The sequence below is a fragment of the Amycolatopsis sp. NPDC003731 genome (assembly GCF_053586895.1).
This window is the reverse complement of sequence record NZ_JBSFNC010000109.1, coordinates 11,993-31,428: the sequence shown is the minus strand read 5'-3', so window position 1 is coordinate 31,428 and position 19,436 is coordinate 11,993. Positions and strand designations below refer to the sequence as shown.

Genomic DNA, 19,436 nt, shown 5'->3' with positions numbered 1-19,436 from the left:
TTCTCTGGGGGGGGGGGGGGGCGGCCTGTGCGGGTAAGCGAGCCCCACCCCCCCCCACCACCGTCCGCGTGCTGGCTTCGGATCGGGGTGGCGGGGCAGGCCTGGGCGGGGTGCAAGTCCGGCGTCAACGTGCCGTTCGAGCCGGTGAAGCGCCTGGAAGGGCGCTCCGACTTCGCCGCGGGCGCCGCAGCGCCCACCCTCCCTGGGGGAGCCGCCCCGCTCCAGCGTATCGAGGGGGTCCGACTTCGATGCCGGAAAACCGCTGCCGGGGCCGGAGCTGTCCCCAGCCCCACCGGGTTGTGAGCAACCCCGTCAGGCACCCCGGTCCTTCGGAACCGACCAGCCTCAGGCCGCCGGGATCCAGTCCGGGTTCGAGGCCAGCACGATCAGTTGCTGCGTCGCCCGGGTCAGCGCCACGTACAGCACCCGGCGCCCGGTCGTCGACTCCGTGATCAAGTCGTTCGGCTCCACCAGCACCACCGCGTCGTACTCGAGGCCCTTCGAGTCCAGGCTGCCCACGACCTTCAGCCGCTCGTCCGCCTGCCCCGACAGCCAGCCCGCGACCTCCGGGACCCGGTCCATCGCCGTGATGACGCCGACCGTTCCCTCCACCGCGCCCAGCAGCTCTTTCACCGCCGCCTGGGTTGCCGCCGCCAGGCCCGGTGCCTCGACCGGGCGGACCTCCGGCTCCACTCCGGTGCGGCGGACCGCCACCGGCAGCTCGCCGGACTCCGCGTGCCCCGCCACCACCTTCGCCGCCAGGTCGAAGATCTCCGCCGAGTTGCGGTAGTTCGTGCGCAGCGTGAACCGGCGCCGGGCCGTCTTGACGCCGAACGCCTGGTCGCGGGCCGAAGCCGCCTCCGCCGGGTCCGGCCACGAGCTCTGGACCGGGTCGCCGACCACCGTCCAGCTCGCGTACTTGCCGCGCCGGCCGACCATGCGCCACTGCATCGGCGACAGGTCCTGGGACTCGTCGACGACCACGTGCGAGTACTCGTCGTAGTGCTCCGGCCGCGTCGGCGCGCCGCCCGAGCGCTCCGGCTCGACCTCGATCACCTGGCGCCGCTTGCGCTTCGGCGGGGGCCCGACCAGGACGCGCAGCTCGTCGAGCAACGCCACGTCCGCGATCGACCAGCCCCGCGAGCGGTCCGCGAAGTCCGCGGCCAGCATCGAGATCTCCTGGCGGTTCAGGATGCCCTTCGCCGCCGCGGCCAGCCGCTTCTCCTCGCCCAGCCACTTGAGGATCTGCGCCGGGTACAGCACCGGCCACCAGACGACCAGGAAGCGGTGGAAGTCGATCCGCTCGCCCAGGTCGGTGATCAGCTCGGCGCGGTCGATCTGCCGGCCGTCGTCCTTCGCGTGCTCCTCGGCCTTCGCGGCGAGGGCGTCCAGCAGCAGCTCGGCCGCCCGGATCCGCGACCGGTTCGGCGGCGCGCCCTGCGTGTGGGCCTTGCGACGCACCTTCTCCAGCTCGCGCGCGCCCAGCTTCAGGACTTCGCCGCGGTAGACGATCCGCATCTCCTCCGGCGCCTCCGGCGGCGTGTCCCGCAGCGCCCGCAGCAGCACCTTCCGCATCCGCAGCGACCCCTTGACGGCGGCGAGCGGCGAGGCGTCCTGCCGCGTCGCCTCCAGGCCGTCGAGGACTTCGCCGAGTGCGCGCAATTCGACGTTCGTCTCACCCATGGAGGGGAGGACCCGCGAGATGTAGCTGGTGAACACGCCCGACGGCCCGATCACGAGTACGCCCGCGCCGCCCAGCTGGCGGCGGTAGCGGTACAGCAGGTAAGCCGCGCGGTGCAGCGCCACCGCGGTCTTGCCGGTGCCCGGCCCGCCGGTGATCTCGGTGACCCCGCGCCACGGCGCCCGGATGACCTCGTCCTGCTCCTTCTGGATGGTCGCGACGATGTCGCGCATCTTCTCGCCGCGCGAACGCCCCAGCGCGGCCATCAGCGCGCCCTCGCCGACGATCTGCATGTCCTCGGGGACGGCGTCGGCGATCAGGACGTCGTCGTCGACGTCGAGGACGTTCTGGCCCGAGCAGCGGATCACCCGCCGCCGCACCACGTCCATCGGTTCCTCGGCCGTGGCCTGGTAGAACGCCGCCGCGGCCGGCGCGCGCCAGTCCGTGACGAGGTTGTCGAACTCGGCGTCGCGGATGCCGAGCCGGCCGACGTAGGTGCGTTCTCCCTCGCGGTCGTCGAGCCGGCCGAAGACGAGGCCTTCGTACTCGGCGTCGAGCGTCTGCAGCGTCTGGTTGGCGTGGTAGACCATCATGTCGCGCTCGAACAGCATCGACGCCTGCTCGAAGATCGCCTCGCGCTGCGCTCCCTGGCCGATCTCGTAGCCCTTCGTCCGCATGGCCTCGGCCTGGACCCGCAGTTCGTCCAGACGGGTGTACACGCGATCGACGTGGGCTTGCTCGATGGCGATCTCGGCCCGTCTGACCCGAGGTTCGGACACGCATGGCTCCTTGACAGCTTTGGGATCGCCTCCGAGGGCGAAGAACGACTCTACGCGGTGGCCCGGGCGGGGACACCCGTGTCCCGGTCATCCGCTCGGCAGGCCGTCCCCGCACAATCGGGGGGTGACCAGGATCGTGGCCGGGACGGCGGGCGGACGGCGGCTGAAGGTGCCGCCGAAGGGCACCCGGCCGACGTCCGAACGCGTGCGGGAAGCCCTGTTCAACGCTCTGGAGACGGCGGGCGAGCTGGACGGTGCCCGCGTCCTCGACCTCTACGCCGGCTCCGGCGCGCTCGGCCTCGAAGCCCTCTCGCGGGGCGCGGCGGACGCGTTGTTCGTGGAGTCCGACCGGCGTGCGGTGGACGTCCTGCGCGGCAACGTCGCGGCGCTGCGCCTGGGCGGCACGGTCCGGGCGGGGCAGGTCGAGGCGGTGGTCGCCGCGCCCGCGCCGTCGCCGTTCGACCTCGTGCTGGCCGACCCGCCGTACGCCGTGGACGCGGCCGCGCTCGGGTCCGTGCTGGCCTCGCTGGCCGCGGGCGGCTGGCTGACGGCATCGGCGCTGGTGGTGATCGAGCGCGCGGCCCGCGACGGCGAGCCGGACTGGCCGCCGGGCTTCGAGCCGGCGCGCGCGAAGAAGTACGGCGACACGGCCGTGTTCTGGGCGGAGTACACGGCTGTGGCGTGAACCACGCGGCGGAGACCGGGTGCGGCACGGTAGCGTCCGCGCCATGCGGCGTGCGGTCTGTCCCGGTTCCTACGACCCGGCCACCAACGGCCACCTCGACATCATCGAACGGGCCAGCCGGCTGTTCGATGAGGTCGTCGTCGCCGTCGGGGTCAACCGGTCGAAGAAGGGGCTCTTCGAGGTCTCCGAACGGCTCGAGATCCTCGGCGAGATCACCGCGAAGCTCGGCAACGTGCGGATCGACTCGTGGGAGGGCCTGCTGGTCGATTACTGCCGCGACAACGACATCGCGGCGGTCGTCAAGGGCCTGCGCTCGGTCAGCGACTTCGACTACGAGCTGCAGATGGCGCAGATGAACCGCGAGCTCACCGGCGTCGAGACGCTGCTGATGGCGAACAACCCGGCGTACGGCTTCGTGTCCAGCTCGCTGGTCAAGGAGATCTCGGCGCTCGGCGGCGACATCGAGCGCTTCGTGCCGCCGGTCGTCTACGAGCGGCTGTCGGAGAAGTTCCCGAAGCTGGGGCGCTGACCCTCCGTTCGTCGGGACTTCGACCCGGAGTTCACGTCCACGTCTCCTGAAAATCATCCGATCGGGTTACGGTCCGAAAATGACCAACTACCGATCGCGCCTGGCTGCCGTCCTGTTCGCGCTCTTGGCGACGCTGTTCGCCGGGGTCACCGCGCCGTCCCCGGCCGTCGCCGCGCAGAACGCCTGCGGGAACCTGTCGGGCTTCTCGCACACGACGCTCTCGGCGCTGCCCGCCGAAGCGACGACGACGTACCGGCTGATCCAGACGAACGGGCCGTTCCCGTACCCGAAGAACGACGGCGTCGTCTTCGACAACCGGGAAGGCATCCTCCCGGCCTGCGCGTCGGGCTACTACCACGAGTACACGGTGCCGACGCCGGGCTCGAGCACCCGCGGCACGCGCCGCATCGTGACCGGTAGCGCCGGCGAGTACTTCTACACCGGCGACCACTACGCCACCTTCAAGGTCATCGACATCAGCGGCGGCACGACGCACGCCTGCGGCGACCTGTCCGGCCTGGCCAAGATCGGCTACTCGCAGCTGTCGTCGGCGGCGAAGACCGTCGTGAACAACGTGCGGAACGGCACCTCGGCCGGGACGACCTACGAGAACCGCGAAGGCGTGCTCCCGGCCTGCGCGTCCGGTTACTACAAGCTCTTCGCCGTCGCCGCGAACGACCGCGTGATCTCCGGCAAGGCCGGCGAGCTGGCCTACACGCCCGACCGCTACGCCACCTTCGAGCGGATCGACCTGAATTCCTGAGCCCGTGCAACGCGCCGCGCCCCCTCGTCCGTGAGGTACACCGGAAGACGGACGAGGAGGCGCGATGCGGGCTGCGGACGACGCGGACTTCCGGGAGTTCGCCCGGGCACGCGCCTTCGCGCTGAGACGGACGGCGTACCTGCTGTGCGGCGACTGGCACCTCGCGGAGGACCTCGTCCAGCTGACGCTGATCAAGCTGTACCGGGTCTGGCCGAAGATCACCCGGCGCGGGCCCGTCGACAACTACGCCCGGCAGGTCCTGCTGCGCTGCTGGCTCGACGAGTCCCGGCGGCCGTGGCGGCGCCGCGAACGCCGGGACGGCGTCGTGCCGGACCAACCCGCCGTCCTGACCGAGACCGGGATTTCCGGCCCGCTCCTGCGCGCCCTCGCCGAAGTCCCGCCGAAGCAGCGCGCCGCCGTCGTCCTCCGCTATTGCGCGGACCTGCCGGCGGCGGCGGTCGCGGACGTGCTGCGCTGCTCGGAGGGAACCGTCCGGAGCCAGGCCGCCCGCGGGCTCGAGACCCTCCGGGGCCTGCTCGAGCACAGCGCGGAGAGGAGCGCGTGATGACCGACCTCGAGACCCGCCTGCGCGAGGTGGCCGTCCCGGAACCGCCGCTGGGCTTCGACCCCGACGCGCTCGCCGACCGGGCGGCCCGGGACGTCCGCCGGCGCCGCGCCGGGATCACCGGGACCTTCGCCGTGGCCTCGGCCGCCGCGGCCGTGGCGGTGTTCGCGCCGGACCCGGCGCCGGTTCCCCCGGCCGCCTCGCCGCCGTCCCCGCCGCCGCTCGCCGAGCAGGCGCGGATCCGGCAGGCGCTCGGCGACGCCGTGGCCGGGGTGTTCCCCGGGCTCCGGCACCTGAGCGTGGGCACGTCATCGGCCGACGCGGTGTCACCCGCGAGGATGAGCGTCACCGCCGAGTTCGTCGACGCGGCCGGGCGGCCCGGGTCCTTCCAGCTGACGGTGTACGGCCGGGACGCGCCGGACGACCACGTGCCCGTGGTCCGGTCGTGCGCCGAGCCGGCGTCGATCGCCCTGCGCTGCGACCGGATCCCCCAGCCGGGCGGGGCGGTGCTGCTGGTGTTCGAAAGCGGCGTCGTGACCACCGGGGGGCTCACGAAGCTGCGCGGCTTCGACGGCGCCCTCCACCGGGCCGACGGGTCCATGGTGACGCTCGCGGACGCCGCCGGCGACGCCGCCGACTCGGTGCAGCTGAGCGAAGAGCAGCTCGAGCGGGTGATCACCGATCCGGCGTTCGCGCTGCCCTAGGAACTCCGGCGCCGGGCGTGGTCCAGGGGGACACGCCCGGCGCCGGTCGCGTTCACCGCTTCGGCGCCGGATGCGGGCAGACTGGTCCACAGCGACAGGGGATTGGAGTTGCCGTGTACCGGGTTTTCGAGGCGCTCGACGAGCTCGTGACCATCGTCGAGGAGGCGCGCGGCGTCCCGATGACGGCCAGCTGCGTCGTGCCCCGCGGCGACGTGCTGGAGCTCCTCGACGACGTCCGCGACGCACTGCCGGCGGAGATCGACGACGCCCAGGACGTCCTCGACAAGCGCGACGACCTGATCCACGCGGCCCGCAAGGAAGCGGGCGAAACGGTGGCGGGCGCCAACGCCGAGGCCGAGCGAACGATCGCCGACGCGACGGACGAGGCGGAGCGCATCCTCGCCGACGCGCGCGCTCGTGCGGAGCAGATGCTCGCCGACGCGCACGACCAGGCGGATCGCACGGTGGCGGCGGGCCAGGCGGAGTACCAGAACCTCACGGACCGCTCCCGTGCGGAGTCCGAGCGCATGATCCAGGCAGGCCGCGACGCGTACGACCGGGCAATCGAGGACGGCCGGGCAGAGCAGGCCAGGCTGGTGGCCCAGACCGAGGTGGTCCAGGCGGCCCACGCGGAGTCGGCCCGCATCGTGGACGAGGCCCACGCGGAGGCGGACCGCCAGCGCGCGGACTGCGACGCGTACGTGGACGGGAAGCTGGCGGAGTTCTCGGAACTGCTGGCGACAACGCTGCGAACGGTGGATTCGGGGCGCAACCACCTGCGGTCGCCGGCGAACCTGCCGAGTTCAGGCGGCCGGCCGACGCTCTACGACTACCAGGTGTGACGAGTCTCTCGGCGCGGCGCTGGGCCTGCAGTGTCGCGAATGACTCATTCGCGACCTCCGACGTCCCGAATGAGTCATTCGCGACCTTCGAGGAGTGCAGGCACCCACACCGGCGGAACATCGCCGGGCCCTGCCTTGGGAGGGCGGGCTGCGGCGAAGCCGGTGCGCCCTGAAGCTGCCTCGCTCACCGAAACGGGACGTCGACGCCGGACTTGCACCCCGCCCAGACCTGCCCCGCCACCCCGATCCGAAGCCAGAACACGGCCGGTGGTGCCGGGTCAAGGCACGCTTTCCCGCCTTGACGCGGTACCACCGGCCGTAGTGACAATCCCGGCTTCGGGGTGGTGGGCACCAAACCGCTCACTGGACGAACAGGAGTCCACGCGCCGTTTACCGCTTCGACCGGTCAGGTACGTACTTCGGACGCTTGCGACATCGAGGGTTGCGCGGGTAGTCAGGGCACACCCTGTGTGAAAAGAGGTCACCAGATGAAGCGCAAACGTGTCGGCTTGCTCGCGCTGGCCGGGCTGGCGTTGCTGAGCGTCACCGGCTTTGCCGTCGGGTCGGCGTCCGCCGCCGAAAGCGGGTCCGGGGATGCCGTCGCGCGCGGGCGGGGCCACCATGACCCCGTGATCATCGGACACCGCGGCGCGCCCGGGTACCGGCCGGAGCACACGCTCGCCTCCTACGAGCTCGCCTACCGGATGGGCGTCGACTGGGTCGACGTCGACCTCGTGCCCACCAAGGACGGCCGGCTCGTCGCCCGGCACGAACCCGAGATCGGCGGCACCACCGACGTCGCGAAGCACCCGGAGTTCGCCGACCGGAAGAAGACCGTCGTGCTCGACGGGGTCACCACCACCGGGTGGTTCACCCAGGACTTCACGCTCGCCGAGCTGAAGACGCTGCGCGCGGTCGAGCGGATCCCGCAGAACCGGCCGCACAACACGCTGTACAACGGGCGCTACCAGATCGCCTCCTACCAGGAGGTTCTCGACCTGACCAAGCGCCTCGGCCGCGAGCTGCACCGCACCCTCGGCACCTACCCCGAGGTCAAGCACTCGACGTTCTTCCAGTCCATCGGCAACCCGACCGAGCCGAAGCTGGTCGCCATCCTCAAGCGCAACGGCCTCGACCGGCCGGACGCGCCCGCGATCATCCAGTCGTTCGAGGTGTCGAACCTGATCGCGCTGCACCGGCAGCTGCGGACGCCGCTGCTGCAGCTGACCTCGGCCTCCGGCGCCCCGGCGGACTTCGTCGCGAACGGCGACAAGCGGACGTACGCGGACCTCGTCACGCCGCAGGGCCTGCGCGAAGTGGCGAAGTACGCGAAGTACCTCGGCCCGGACAAGGCGCAGATCATCCCGCGGGACAAGAACGACAACCTGGGCACGCCGACCGCGCTCGTCGCGGACGCCCACAAGGCCGGCCTGAAGGTGCAGCCGTACACCTTCCGGAACGAGAACCCGTTCCTGCCCGCGAACCTGCGCTCGTCGGCCGAGCCGGACGCCTACGGTGACGTCTTCACCGAGGAGGCGGCGTTCTTCCGGGCCGGCGTCGACGGCTTCTTCGCCGACCAGCCGGACACCGCCCTCGAATCGCTGCACGCCTTCCTGGGCCGTTAATCGCTTGGCCGCGAAGGGCGCTTCCGTGGACGCTGGGTCCATGGAAGCGCCCTTTTCCGGCGTGGTGCTGGTCAGCCGCGGCGACGAGACGCTGCTCGCCGAGGCGTCCGGGTACGCGCACATCGCTTACGGCGTCGAGAACACCGTCGACACGCGGTTCGCGATCGCCAGTGGCACCAAGGGCTTCACCGCGCTGGTCGTGGTCGGCCTGATCGCCGACGGACGGCTGGAACTCGAGACGACCGCCCGCGAAGTCCTCGGCGACGACCTGCCGCTGATCGACGACCGGGTGACCGTCGAGCACCTGCTGACGCACACCTCCGGCATCGGCGACTACTGCGACGACGACAACCCGCCGGAGCACCCGCCCTGGCTCGTCACGTCGGCCGACTACCTCGCCGCGCTCGACGGCTTCCCGCAGGTTTCCCCGCCCGGTACGGAGTTCCGGTACAACAACGGCGCCTTCGCCGTCCTCGGCCTGATCGCCGAACGGATCGCCGGCATACCTTTCACCGACCTCGTCCACGAGCGGGTCTGCGGCCCCGCCGGGATGACGGACACGGCCTTCCTCCGCTCGGACGCGCTGCCCGCCCGCACGGCCACCGGCTACCTCGAAGACGGGCGCACCAACGTGTTCAGCCTGCCCGTCGTGGGGCACGGCGACGGCGGAATCTACAGCTCCGCCCCGGACTTCCGGAAGTTCTGGCCCGCCTTGCTGAACGGGCGGATCGTGCCCCGCGAGTGGGTCACCCGGATGCTGCGCCCGCACGCGGAGGGCTACGGCCTCGGCTTCTGGCTGCCCCGGCCCGGCGTCGTGCGGCTGGAGGGCGGCGACCACGGCGTCACGTTCCGGAGCACGCACGAGCCGTCGACCGGGCTGACGGCGACCCTGATCTCGAACGACCACCGAGGTGGCGGGCCCCTGCTGCGGCGGCTGGACGAGTTCTTGACGAAGGCTTGACACCCTCCGGGCCCGGGGCTACCTTCGGCGAATTCAATGGTCTGGCCGCATACCTTTCAAGAGGTGCCCGATGGATGTTTCCGACCAGCAGACCACCCCCGCCGACGACGACGCCGCCCGGCTGCACCAGCTGGGCTACGCCCAAGAGCTGAAACGGACGATGTCGGCGTTCTCGAACTTCGCCGTCTCCTTCACGATCATCTCGATCCTCTCCGGCTGCCTCACGCTCTACGGCTTCGGCATGAAGACCGGCGGCCCGGCCGCGATGATCTGGGGCTGGCCGCTGGTCGGGGTGTTCGTCATCCTGGTCGGGCTCGGCATGGCCGAGGTCTGCTCCAGCTACCCGACCGCCGGCGGCCTGTACTACTGGGCCGCGAAGCTGGCGCCCGGCCGGTCCGGTCCCGCGTGGTCGTGGTTCACCGGCTGGTTCAACCTCATCGGCCAGATCGCGGTCACCGCGGGCATCGACTTCGGCGCGGCGCTGTTCCTCAACGCGTTCCTCGACCTGCAGTTCGGCTTCGAAGCGACGCCGGGGCACACGATCCTGCTGCTCGCGATCATCCTCGTGGTGCACGGCCTGCTGAACACCTTCGGCGTCCGGATCGTGGCGATCCTCAACAACGTCAGCGTGTGGTGGCACCTGATCGGCGTGCTGGTGATCGTCGGCGTGCTCGTTTTCGTGCCGGCCAAGCACCAGGACGCGTCGTTCGTCTTCGGGAGCTTCGTCAACCAGACGGGCTGGGGGTCGGCGTTCTACGTCTTCGCGCTCGGGCTGCTCGTCGCGCAGTACACGCTGACCGGCTACGACGCGTCCGCGCACATGACCGAGGAGACGAAGAGCGCGGCGACGGCGGGCCCGCGCGGCATCGTCATGTCGATCGTCGTCTCCCTCGTCGCCGGCTGGATCCTGCTGATCGGCCTGACGTTCGCGATCCAGGACTACGACGGCGCTGTCGGCTCGGCCACCGGTGTCCCGCCCGCGCAGATCTTCATCGACGCGACCGGCGCCGTCACCGGCAAGTTCCTCCTGCTGATCTGCATCGGCGCCCAGCTCTTCTGCGGCATGGCGTCGGTGACGGCGAACTCGCGGATGATCTACGCCTTCGCCCGTGACGGCGCGATCCCGGGTTCGGGCTTCTGGCACAAGATCAACAAGCGCACGCAGACGCCGACCAACGCGGTGTGGCTCGCCGCGGGCGGCGCGCTGGTGCTGGCCCTGCCGTACCTGTGGAGCGCGACGGCCTACGCCGCGGTGACGTCGATCGCCGTGGTCGGGCTGTACGTGGCGTACGTGATCCCGGTGTTCCTGCGCGTCCGCCGCGGCGACTCGTTCGAGCCGGGGCCGTGGACGCTCGGCCGCTGGGGCAAGCCGATCGGCATCATCGCGACGGTGTGGGTCGCGCTGATCTTCGTGCTCTTCATGCTGCCGCAGGTTTCGCCCGTGACCGTGGATTCCTTCAACTACACGCCGATCGCCTTCCTCGTGGTGCTGGGCGGGGCGGCGCTGTGGTGGGTGGTTTCGGCCCGGAAGTGGTTCAAGGGCCCGAAGGTCCAGGGTTCGGAGGCGGAACTGGCTGCGGTGGAACAGGAACTGAAGGACCTGGGCTGAGTCGTCGTGAGTGGTGAGGCGGCTGCCTCACCACTCACGACCGCTCACTCGGCCGGCGCGCCGATCGCGTCCTCGCGTTCGGCGCGGCGGCGCAGCAGGTCGTACTGGCACCCCAGCTCGTAGGCCTGGTCCTCGTACTCGCGCTGGGCGGCCAGGTGCGGCCGGACGCACTCGCTGTAGTGGCGCAGGTCGTCCTGCTCCAGGGAGCCGTCGCGGAAGGCCGTCCAGAACACCAGCGTCGCCGACACGACCATGACGAGCGCGACGAGCACCGCCATCAGCAGCGCGAGCCCGTTCATCCCGGACAGCAGCCCCTCGGTGGACACCCGGACGAACATCACCACGCCCATCAGGCCCACCAGCAGCCCGACGGTGAGCAGGCTCAGCTTCGCGCCGGTGGACAGCTTGCTCCACTCCAGCTGGCGGCGGTGGTTCTTGTGCTGGCGCTGGTTGTGGCCCAGGTGGTGCAACGCGGTCGCGGCGCCCCCGGTGGCCAGCACCGAGATCACCACGCTGATGAGCAGCGGCAGCCCGACCGGGGCTGTCCAGTCGACGTTGAACACCGACCCGGCCAGCCACAGCATGATCGGCAGGTCGACCACGGTGACGGTGAGCAGGGTCAGCACCCGGGTGAGCCGGTTGACGCGGCGGTGGCGCAGGCTGCCCTGCGCCTGTTCCAGCTCGATCAGCTCGTCGAAAAGCTCGGCCTTGGCCTGGGCTTGGGCGACGGTGAGGTTCTGCCCGTGCGGGCCGACGACCAGGTCGTCCAGCACCCGGTCGGCCAGGTAGCGCAGCTCCCGGATCCGGGCGAGCAGCCGGTCCCCGGCAGCCGAGGAGCTCCCGGTGTGCGGCCCCTCCCGCGGGCGGCGCGGCTGCGGGAGGGGCAGGTTGCGCGTCTCGTCGCTGCTGGTCATGGCGGTACCTCCTCGTCTGCTAATAAGCGATCTCCACCCGCCGCATCGCGGCGGCCGCGGCCTCGTCGAACCGGCCGCCCACCATCGCCGTCCGGCCGGGCTGGGTGCCGACCCCGGCCACGTCGAGCCGCTGGCGCACGCCGGCGTCGCCGAGGGCGCCGGCCACCGCGCGGGCGCGCTGGTCGGCGAGCGCCTGGCGGCCGGCCGCCGTCGACCCCGGCGGATCGGCGGCGTAACCCCGGATGACCACCGCATCGGACCTGCCCGCCGCGGTGATGCTCCCGGCGAGGGCGCGCAGCAGGTCCAGAGCACCCGGGGACAGCACCGCGGAATCGCTCGAGAACCCGAGCGCGCTGTCGGACACGGTGGTGCTGACCCGGCCCGCGGGCCCGACCACCGACGTCACCCCCGGCACGGGCACGACCGGCGTGGCGACCGTGGCCCGCGACGGCTCGGTCGTGACGCGCTTGTCGTCGAACTCGCAGCCGGCCGCGCGGGCCTGCGTGCAGATCGCTTGCCAGTACTGGAGGAGCTTGTCGTGCGCGGGGCCGGGCAGGGGCGCCTGCGCCCCGGCGACGCTGCCGAGCCCGGTGAACAGCACGTGCCAGTTTTCGAGGTGCGGCAACGCGTTCTTGGCGGCCAGCTGGCGCGCGACCGTCGCCGGGTCCGCGTCCCAGCCGACCTGGCGCAGGTCGAAGGCTCCGGCCGTGCTGAGCCCGCTGCTGACCACGATCAGGCGCCCGGGAGTGATGCCGCGGACGGCGGCGTCGATGCCACCCAGCAGATCGAGCCCCGACCGCGCGGCGACCGTGGCGGCCACGGCGTCGGCGACGGCCTGGACGTTGCGATCGATGAGCGACGGCCGCTGCAACCCGTGCTCCAGCGATCCGTCGGCCCGCCTCGGCGTCAGGACGATCTGGCGGGCATCGGCGCCGTCAGCGGCCGAAACGAGGGCGACACTGCTCTTGCCCGAGCCTTGCGGCGAGGCGTTTCCGCTGTTCGCGGCGTCGATGAGGAGCTTGCGGGCCACGTCGGTGACGGCGGGCCGCGGTTCATTGGCGGTGGCGCTGACGACGAGGACCACCCGGTCCCCGCCGGTGGGGTCGGCCGTCTTCGAAGGGACAGCGCACCCGGCGACTGACAGCGCGAGCAAGCCCAGCGCGGCAATTGCCGGACGCGGCCGGGCTCTGCTGCCAATGATGGCGGCTTCCTGCGGAATCCGCAGCGCGGAAGCCAAATCAATGCGGGTGACTTCGTGGCCTGAACCTGAGGTACAGGGCTTCATGGCGACCTCCCTGGGGCCGATGAGGCAAGCTCAGGGTGACATTTGCCGAGTAACAATGTCAATTGCCGTTCCGATACACGAGTCGGCTGTTCTTCCGGTTGACACCGAGACTTCGGCACACCAGGGAGTCGAGCGTCCGTCCAGCCGGAGAGTCGTACCCTGAACGGAGCAGCGAGGAGGTACCTTTCGCCGCGGCAGATGAACCGGTTGTGACACATACTCGTGCTTCTGCCATGGCAGCGTCCGGAGTTTGTCCAACAAGTGTCACCCTGGAGAAGACAAATGCCAGAGGAAGGGTAGGCTTGGCTGATGGCGAAGCCCGACGCCGCCGTCGAAGGCGTCCGAAACGTCTTCCTCAAGTTGCGCACCCGCAGCGGCCTCAACGTCGAGCGGCTCAGCGCGACGGAGGTCGATGTCGTGCTGCTCGCCGACCTGCCCGTCGTGCGCCGGTACGCGCGTGAGCACGCCGTGTCCACCGATCAGGCCATCGTCGACGTCGTCACCCGCGTCACCGCCGATCTCGAGCCGACCGACCGGCTGATCGCCGACGCGGCGCTCGCCCTCGGCGTGCTGGAGTCCCTGCTCGCCGACCGGCCGAAGCTGCACGACCTGTACGCCGAGGACCTCGGCGAGCGACGCGACGCGCTCGCCCGGCACTGGGAGGCGTTCCACCGCCTGCTCGGCGTGACCGAGATCCCCCCGGCGCCGACCGTGCGCACGCTGCGTGGCTCGGCCGAGGCGCGCGCGCTCGTCCGGCTCGCCGAGCGCTGCGTGCACGGTCCGGAAGCGCTGCTCGAGCCGGCCGCCGGGGCCCGGGAGCCCAGCAACTCGATCGTCGTGGTCGGGGGCGCGGTGACGGACGTGGTCGTGGTCTCCGACGACCTGCCCGGAATCGGGGCCGCGGTCCAGGCGAGTTCGTTCGAGGAACACCCCGGGGGCAAGGGGCTCAACCTGGCGGTCGCGGCCCGGCGGTTCGGGCTCCGCGCACGGCTCTGCGCCGCCATCGGGGGCGACGAGGCCGCCCGCGAGCTCACCCGCTACATGCAGCAAGAAGGTTTGTCGACCGAGCTGATCCGCGAAACGCCCGGCGAGGCGAATCCGCGCGCTCTCATGCTCGTGACACAGAAGGGTGAGACCCGTTATCTGGGCTGGATGAACAAAGGTAAGGTCTCGCTGTCCACAACGGAATTCGAGCAACCGCGCACGAAACGAGCAATCGCCGACGCCGATGCGGTCATGGTCACCTTGGAACCACCGGTGGAAACGGTGCAATGGGCCCTCGAAGAGGCCGCCCGCCAATCGCCGAAACCGTTGGTCCTCTTGCAGGCTTCGCCACCCATGGCAACGCCGCAACAGCTTTATCGGTATCTTCACGGCGTCGATTACCTCGTCGGCCGTGAAGGCGAACTGCGCGGGCTCCTGTCCTACCCGGACCGCCCCGACACGGTCGACGCGCTGGCTGAGGAATTGCTCACGCTGGGCGTGGAGACAGTCTGTGTGGTGGAGAACTTCGGCGCCAAGATCCGCTCCCGGACGCGGTCCAGGGACATCGAAGGCCCGAACGTTCCGCTCGAAGACACTCCCGGGGCTCGCGAGGCGTTTTCCGCGGCCCTGACTTTCCAACTCCTCAAGGACGGCGGAGACCTGACCTGGAAAGCCCTCGAATGGGCGATCCAGGCCATGACCGCCAACCTCACCATCGAGGAGATCACCGATTCCATGCCCGGTACCGAAGACGTCGACCGGCTGTGGAGAAAACCCGACGTGGAGAACCCGTGACCGAGGTCGTGGAGCACAGATTGCAGGATTCGGACGGCGATTTCCGGGTCGTCGTCCTCGGTGGTTCCGAGCAGCCCAATCCGGCGTGCGCGGCGGTGTTCGGCGAACCGCGGGACGGCTGCCTCGTGCGGATCCAGTCCCGGTGCCTCTACGGCGAGATATTCGGCTCCACCAACTGCGACTGCCTGTACCAGCTCGACAAATCGCTCGAGGAGATCAAGCGGCACTCCGGCGTGCTCATCTACCTGGACCAGGAAGGTCGTGGCGCCGGCCTCCTGACGAAGGCGCGGGGCTACCGGCTGTGCCAGGAAGAGGGCATCGACACGTTCGCCGCGTACGCGGCCTTGGAGCGCAAGGCGGACACCCGGTCGTACGGCGACGCGGTGGCGCTGCTGAAGCAGCTGGGCCTCAAGGAAGTCACCCTGCTCACCAACAACCCCGGGAAACTGGAAGGCCTCGAGCTCGGCGAGATCAAGGTGCGGCCACGGCCGTTGCTCATCCCCGAGCCGGGCGCGCACACGCTCGCCTACCTGGTCGCCAAGCGCGACAACCAGGAACACATGCTGTCCATGGCCGCCCGCCTGCGGTGGCGGGTCATCCGGTTCGCCGGATCACGCTGGCTCAGCCCTCGCCGGGCCGCGCTGCGCAAAGCCGCGGCTCACCCCGCCCAGCCGGTCGGCGTGGTGGTGGACACCGACAGCGCGAAGCAGGTCGCCTGACAGCGGCCCCGGACAGCCCGGCCCGGCTGTCCGGGGCCGCAGCTTTCACGTCGTGGCAGGCCGCGACTCCGTCACCGACGAAGTACCCTCCTGAACTGGGCTCCCGCGGCCCGGGCGGACCACCGTCACCGCCGCCGCGCCCAGGGCTCCCACCGCCGCGAAGGCGTAGAAGCCCCAGGGGTATGCGATTCCCGCCGTCAGCAAGGCGCCGCCCAGGATGGGGCCGGAGATGGCGCCGATGCGGCCGATGCCCGCCGACCAGCCGAGGCCCGTCGCGCGGATCGCGTCCGGGTAGATGCGGCCGATGTACGCGTACACCAGGACCTGCGCGCTGAACACGAAGCAGCCCGTCAGGAACACCGCCGTGTACAGCCCGACCGCCGGCAGCTTCACGCTCAGCAACGCGAGGAACACCGCGCCGGCGCAGAACCAGACGATGGCGGATGGGCGGATGCCGACGCGGTCGGCGACCCGGCCCGCGACCAGCAGGCCCACGATGCCGCCGACGTTCAGCGTCAGCAGCAGGCTCAGCGCCGCACCCAGCGGGTAGCCCGCCTGGCGCATGATCTCCGGCAGCCAGGTGTTCAGGCCGTAGACCAGCAGCAGGCCCATGAACGAGGTGACCCAGAAGGCGATCGTCGCGCGCAGCAAGCCGCCGCGGAACAGGCCGGCGACGGCGTGCCCGGCCGATCGCTCTGTCTCGCGGACCTGCTGGAACGTCTCGGACTCCGGCAGGTACTTCAGCATCAGCGGGACCAGCACCACGGCGGGCAGCGCGCCGGCGACGAACATCGCGCGCCAGCCCAGCGGCGTGATCAGCACGATGCCCAGCAGGGCCGTCAGCACCGCGCCGACGTGGTAGCCGGTCATCACCGTGGTCGTCGCGCTGCCGGACTTGCCGCGCCGCGCGTACTCCGTGACCAGCGTGATCGCCGTCGGCAGGCAGCCGCCGAGGCCGAGGCCGGCGACGAACCGCAGCAGCCCGAAGACGAACGTCGACGGCGCGAACGCGCACAGCAGCGTGCACAGCGAGAACAGCGTCACCGAGATGATCAGGGACTTCCGGCGGCCGATGACGTCGGTGACCGTGCCGATCGCCAGCCCGCCCAGCATCATCCCGGCGAGCCCGACGGTCGACACGACCGACGCCGTGGCGGGGGTCAGGCCCCAGACGTGGCCGCGGAGCAGCACGGGCAGCACCGTGCCGAGGACGACCAGGTCGAACCCGTCGAGCAGGACGGCCGTCCAGGCCAAGGGCACGACCCAGCCGCGAGTGCCAGGGGACATCGGAACCTCCGGGGGTGCGTCGGTGCACGTCCTCCGCACACTTGTGCGGATTGCGCACGAGTATGCCCAGGGGGTCCGACAGAATCCAGCGCGGTTCCGCTGAGCGGAAGTCCGGCAGGGCCGCGCGACCTGCGGAAAGATCGGGCGAGTGGAAATCCTGACGCTGATGGGCGTGCTCGCGGGTTCGCTGGCGCTGACCGCGCTCGCCCGGCGCTACAACCTGTCCGCCCCGCTGCTGGTGGTGGTCGTCGCGCTCGGCGTCGCGCTGATCCCCGGGGTGCCGCGGTTCGAGCTGGAGCCCGAGCTGGTGCTCACCGTGGTCCTGCCGCCGCTGCTGTACTCGACGTCGCTGGAAAGCTCGCTGACGCACTTCAAACGCGCGCTCCGGCCGATCGTCGCGCTCGGGGTGGTGCTGGTCGCGGTGACCGCCGTGGTCGTCGCCGTGGTGGTGCACCTGCTGCTGCCGGACGTGCCGTTCGCGTCCGCGCTGGTCCTCGGCGCGGTCGTGGCGCCGCCGGACGCGGTGACCGCGGTCGCGATCGGCCGCAAGCTCGGCCTGCCCCGGCGGGTGATGACCGTGCTGACCGGCGAAAGCCTGGTCAACGACGCCGCCGCGCTGACGCTCTACAAGGTCGCGCTCGCCGCCGTCGCGGGCACGGCGGGCTCGGCCGGGCACGGGTTCGCGGTGTTCGGGGTCGCGACCGTGCTGGGCATCGGCGTCGGCCTGGCGATCGGCGCGCTCGTGGTACTGATCCGGCGGCAGCTCGACGACCCCCTGATGGAGTCGGCGTTCGGGATCATCGTGCCCTTCGCCGCGTACGTCACCGCCGAGCACCTGCACCCCTTCAGCGACGACTTCAGCGGGTCCGGCGTGCTCGCCGTCGTCGCGGCCGGCCTCCTGCTGGGTCACCGCGCGCTGTACGCGTCCCCCGCGACGCGCATGCAGGACAGATCCGTGTGGGCGTCCATCGACGTCCTGCTGGAGGCGCTGGTGTTCGCGATGATGGGCCTGCAGCTGCCGTTCGTCCTCGAAGGCGCGCAGCACGCGGCCCGCGACAATGGGACGCTCGCGCTGGTCGCGGTGGCCGTGCTCGCGGTGACGATGCTGGTGCGGATCCCGGCGGTGTTCGTCTCCGCGTACCTGCCGCAGACGGTCCGGCTGTTCGGCCGCGACCGCGCGGCGCCGTCGTGGCGGACGCTGGCGGTGGTGTCGTGGACCGGCATGCGCGGGGTCGTCACGCTCGCCGCCGCGGCCGGTGTCCCGGCGGACACCCCGGGCCGCGAGGAGATCCAGCTGTTCGCGTTCACGGTGGCCATCGGGACGGTGCTGATCCAGGGGCTGACGCTACCGCCGCTGATCCGGGCACTGAAGGTGGAGGACCCCGAGGAGGCGTCCCGGGACGAGGCCGAGGAACTCGCGGCTCGCGAAGTCGCGAAGAAGGCGGCGCACGACCGGCTGCGCGAGATCAGCCGCGAGCGGCTGGCTTCGCTGGACCTGCCCCAGGAGAAGGTCGACCGGCTCAAGGAACGGCTGCAACGGCTGATCGACACGCGGTACCGGTTCGCGAAGGCCGCGATCACGTTGTCCGGCGAAGACCGCGCCGGCAGCCCGCAGGCCCAGTTCGCGAAGGCCCGGCGGGAGCTGCTGATCACCCAGCGCAAGGCGATGATCGAGGAGAACCGCGCGGGCCGGCTCGACGACGAAGTGTTGCGGAAGGTGCTGCGGGAACTGGACCTGGAGGAGATGTCGGTGACGGCGACCCTCACGAACCGAATGAGTTGACGACCTCCCACGTCCGCAGGCGTTCTTCACTCGACCGGATGCCGGTCTGCGAGACGAGGACGTCGGTGGCGCCGGCGTCGTAGTAGCGCCGCAGTCCGTCGAGGACGGTCTTCTCGTCGCCGATGATGGCGAGGTCCGCCGGGTGGCCGACGCCTTCGACGTCGAGGATCCGCCGGTAAGACGGGATCTGCGCATAGAAGCCCATCTGCTCCACGGCGAGCGCCCGGACGGCGTCGGGGTCATCGGTGACGATGGCCGGGACGGCGGCGATGATCCGCTTGCCTGGCAGCGCCGGGACGATTTCCCGGGAAAGCGCTCTCGGGCCGGCGAGGAAGGGCAGGGTGCCGTCGGCGAGTTCCCCGGTCACGCGCAGCGCCTGCGGCCCCATCGCGGCGACGATGACCGGGATGTCCCCGCCACCGGCCACAGTGGACGGCCCCAGCGGGTGGGCCTGGACGGTCTCGCCGTCGAAGTCGACGGCCTCCCCGGCGAAGACCTGCTTGAGGACGGTGAGGTACTCGCGCAGGTGCCGGATCGGCGGCGGGTACTCGAGGCCGTAGACGGGCCCGAGGAAGCCCTTCGAGCCGAGCCCGATGCCGAGGGTGAAGTTCCCGCCGGTGGCGGCCTGCGCGGTCAGCGCGGCACTGGCGACGAGCAGGGGGTGCCGCGGGTAGGTCGGGACGACGGAGGTGCCGACTTCTAGATCGGGATTTTCCCGCCCGGCCAGGGCGGCGACGGCGATGGCGTCCTGGCTGAGCGGGAGCTGCGAGAACCAGACGGACTTGAGGCCCGCGTCGGCCGCTTGGCGGGTCTGGGCGAGCAGCTCGTCGACGAGGTTGGGTGCCGAGTCCGTGTCGCCCGAGGGAAGCGTGACTCCGATGGTCATGCACCCAAGCTAGCGAGCCGCGCCACCGGTTTCCGGGTTC

At 71.0% G+C, this 19,436-nt stretch carries 17 protein-coding genes; 12 read left to right on the top strand and 5 right to left on the bottom strand.

Annotation, left to right across the window (positions count from 1 at the left end; translation table 11 throughout):
* Positions 1–345: 345 nt before the first annotated feature.
* Positions 346–2,460: a HelD family protein gene (locus ACWDN5_RS33630; RefSeq protein ID WP_449679128.1), complete on the bottom strand. Its 2,115-nt coding sequence runs from the start codon at positions 2,458–2,460 to the stop codon at positions 346–348.
* Positions 2,461–2,584: 124 nt separating this feature from the next.
* Between ACWDN5_RS33630 and rsmD the strand changes: the two genes are divergently transcribed.
* The 9 genes from rsmD (at position 2,585) to ACWDN5_RS33585 (ending at position 10,743) form a co-directional block, all read left to right on the top strand.
* Positions 2,585–3,145, top strand: coding sequence for a 16S rRNA (guanine(966)-N(2))-methyltransferase RsmD (rsmD, locus tag ACWDN5_RS33625; protein ID WP_310974592.1), 561 nt, complete (start codon positions 2,585–2,587; stop codon positions 3,143–3,145).
* 43 nt (positions 3,146–3,188) lie between these two features.
* On the top strand, positions 3,189–3,674 hold the full coding sequence (gene coaD / locus ACWDN5_RS33620) for a pantetheine-phosphate adenylyltransferase (RefSeq protein WP_449679127.1): 486 nt from the start codon (positions 3,189–3,191) through the stop codon (positions 3,672–3,674).
* A 79-nt stretch (positions 3,675–3,753) separates the two neighbouring features.
* Positions 3,754–4,437, top strand: coding sequence for a ribonuclease domain-containing protein (locus ACWDN5_RS33615; RefSeq protein WP_449679126.1), 684 nt, complete (start codon positions 3,754–3,756; stop codon positions 4,435–4,437).
* A gap of 64 nt (positions 4,438–4,501) precedes the next feature.
* A complete protein-coding gene (locus ACWDN5_RS33610) occupies positions 4,502–5,002 on the top strand; it encodes a sigma-70 family RNA polymerase sigma factor (protein ID WP_449679125.1) in 501 nt (166 codons plus the stop codon).
* Positions 5,002–5,706 carry a hypothetical protein gene (locus ACWDN5_RS33605; RefSeq protein ID WP_449679124.1) on the top strand — a complete coding sequence of 235 codons (705 nt, stop codon included), beginning with the start codon at positions 5,002–5,004 and terminating at the stop codon, positions 5,704–5,706. Before ACWDN5_RS33610 ends, ACWDN5_RS33605 begins: the two co-directional genes overlap by 1 nt.
* A 113-nt stretch (positions 5,707–5,819) precedes the next feature.
* Positions 5,820–6,548 (top strand): DivIVA domain-containing protein, encoded by a 729-nt coding sequence (locus tag ACWDN5_RS33600; protein ID WP_003090632.1) that lies wholly within the window; start codon positions 5,820–5,822, stop codon positions 6,546–6,548.
* A gap of 488 nt (positions 6,549–7,036) precedes the next feature.
* Entirely contained in the window at positions 7,037–8,173 is a 1,137-nt protein-coding gene (locus ACWDN5_RS33595) for a glycerophosphodiester phosphodiesterase (RefSeq protein ID WP_449679123.1), read from the top strand.
* A 40-nt stretch (positions 8,174–8,213) separates the two neighbouring features.
* Positions 8,214–9,134 carry a serine hydrolase domain-containing protein gene (locus tag ACWDN5_RS33590; RefSeq protein ID WP_449679122.1) on the top strand — a complete coding sequence of 307 codons (921 nt, stop codon included), beginning with the start codon at positions 8,214–8,216 and terminating at the stop codon, positions 9,132–9,134.
* A gap of 70 nt (positions 9,135–9,204) precedes the next feature.
* On the top strand, positions 9,205–10,743 hold the full coding sequence (locus ACWDN5_RS33585) for an amino acid permease (RefSeq protein ID WP_310969512.1): 1,539 nt from the start codon (positions 9,205–9,207) through the stop codon (positions 10,741–10,743).
* Positions 10,744–10,787: 44 nt separating this feature from the next.
* Here ACWDN5_RS33585 and ACWDN5_RS33580 read toward each other — a convergent pair whose 3' ends face one another.
* Both ACWDN5_RS33580 and ACWDN5_RS33575 read right to left on the bottom strand, forming a co-directional pair.
* A complete protein-coding gene (locus ACWDN5_RS33580) occupies positions 10,788–11,657 on the bottom strand; it encodes a hypothetical protein (protein WP_310969513.1) in 870 nt (289 codons plus the stop codon).
* 19 nt (positions 11,658–11,676) lie between these two features.
* On the bottom strand, positions 11,677–12,741 hold the full coding sequence (locus ACWDN5_RS33575; RefSeq protein ID WP_449679121.1) for an OmpA family protein: 1,065 nt from the start codon (positions 12,739–12,741) through the stop codon (positions 11,677–11,679).
* Positions 12,742–13,251: 510 nt separating this feature from the next.
* On the opposite strand from ACWDN5_RS33575, the gene ACWDN5_RS33570 reads away from it, so the two are divergent.
* The gene (locus ACWDN5_RS33570) at positions 13,252–14,721 is read left to right on the top strand and encodes a carbohydrate kinase family protein (protein WP_449679120.1); all 1,470 of its coding nucleotides are present in this window, start codon (positions 13,252–13,254) and stop codon (positions 14,719–14,721) included.
* On the top strand, positions 14,718–15,440 hold the full coding sequence (gene ribA, locus ACWDN5_RS33565) for a GTP cyclohydrolase II RibA (RefSeq protein ID WP_310969516.1): 723 nt from the start codon (positions 14,718–14,720) through the stop codon (positions 15,438–15,440). The genes ACWDN5_RS33570 and ribA overlap by 4 nt, the downstream gene beginning before the upstream one ends.
* Before the next feature lie 45 nt (positions 15,441–15,485).
* Here the strand turns inward: ribA and ACWDN5_RS33560 are convergent, their stop codons facing one another.
* Positions 15,486–16,727 (bottom strand): MFS transporter, encoded by a 1,242-nt coding sequence (locus ACWDN5_RS33560; RefSeq protein WP_449679119.1) that lies wholly within the window; start codon positions 16,725–16,727, stop codon positions 15,486–15,488.
* Positions 16,728–16,875: 148 nt separating this feature from the next.
* Between ACWDN5_RS33560 and ACWDN5_RS33555 the strand changes: the two genes are divergently transcribed.
* Positions 16,876–18,510: a Na+/H+ antiporter gene (locus tag ACWDN5_RS33555; protein WP_449679118.1), complete on the top strand. Its 1,635-nt coding sequence runs from the start codon at positions 16,876–16,878 to the stop codon at positions 18,508–18,510.
* On the opposite strand, the gene ACWDN5_RS33550 is transcribed toward ACWDN5_RS33555, so the two are convergent.
* Positions 18,491–19,396 (bottom strand): TIGR03564 family F420-dependent LLM class oxidoreductase, encoded by a 906-nt coding sequence (locus ACWDN5_RS33550; RefSeq protein ID WP_449679117.1) that lies wholly within the window; start codon positions 19,394–19,396, stop codon positions 18,491–18,493. The two genes, ACWDN5_RS33555 and ACWDN5_RS33550, sit on opposite strands and share 20 nt — an antisense overlap.
* Positions 19,397–19,436: the final 40 nt, after the last annotated feature.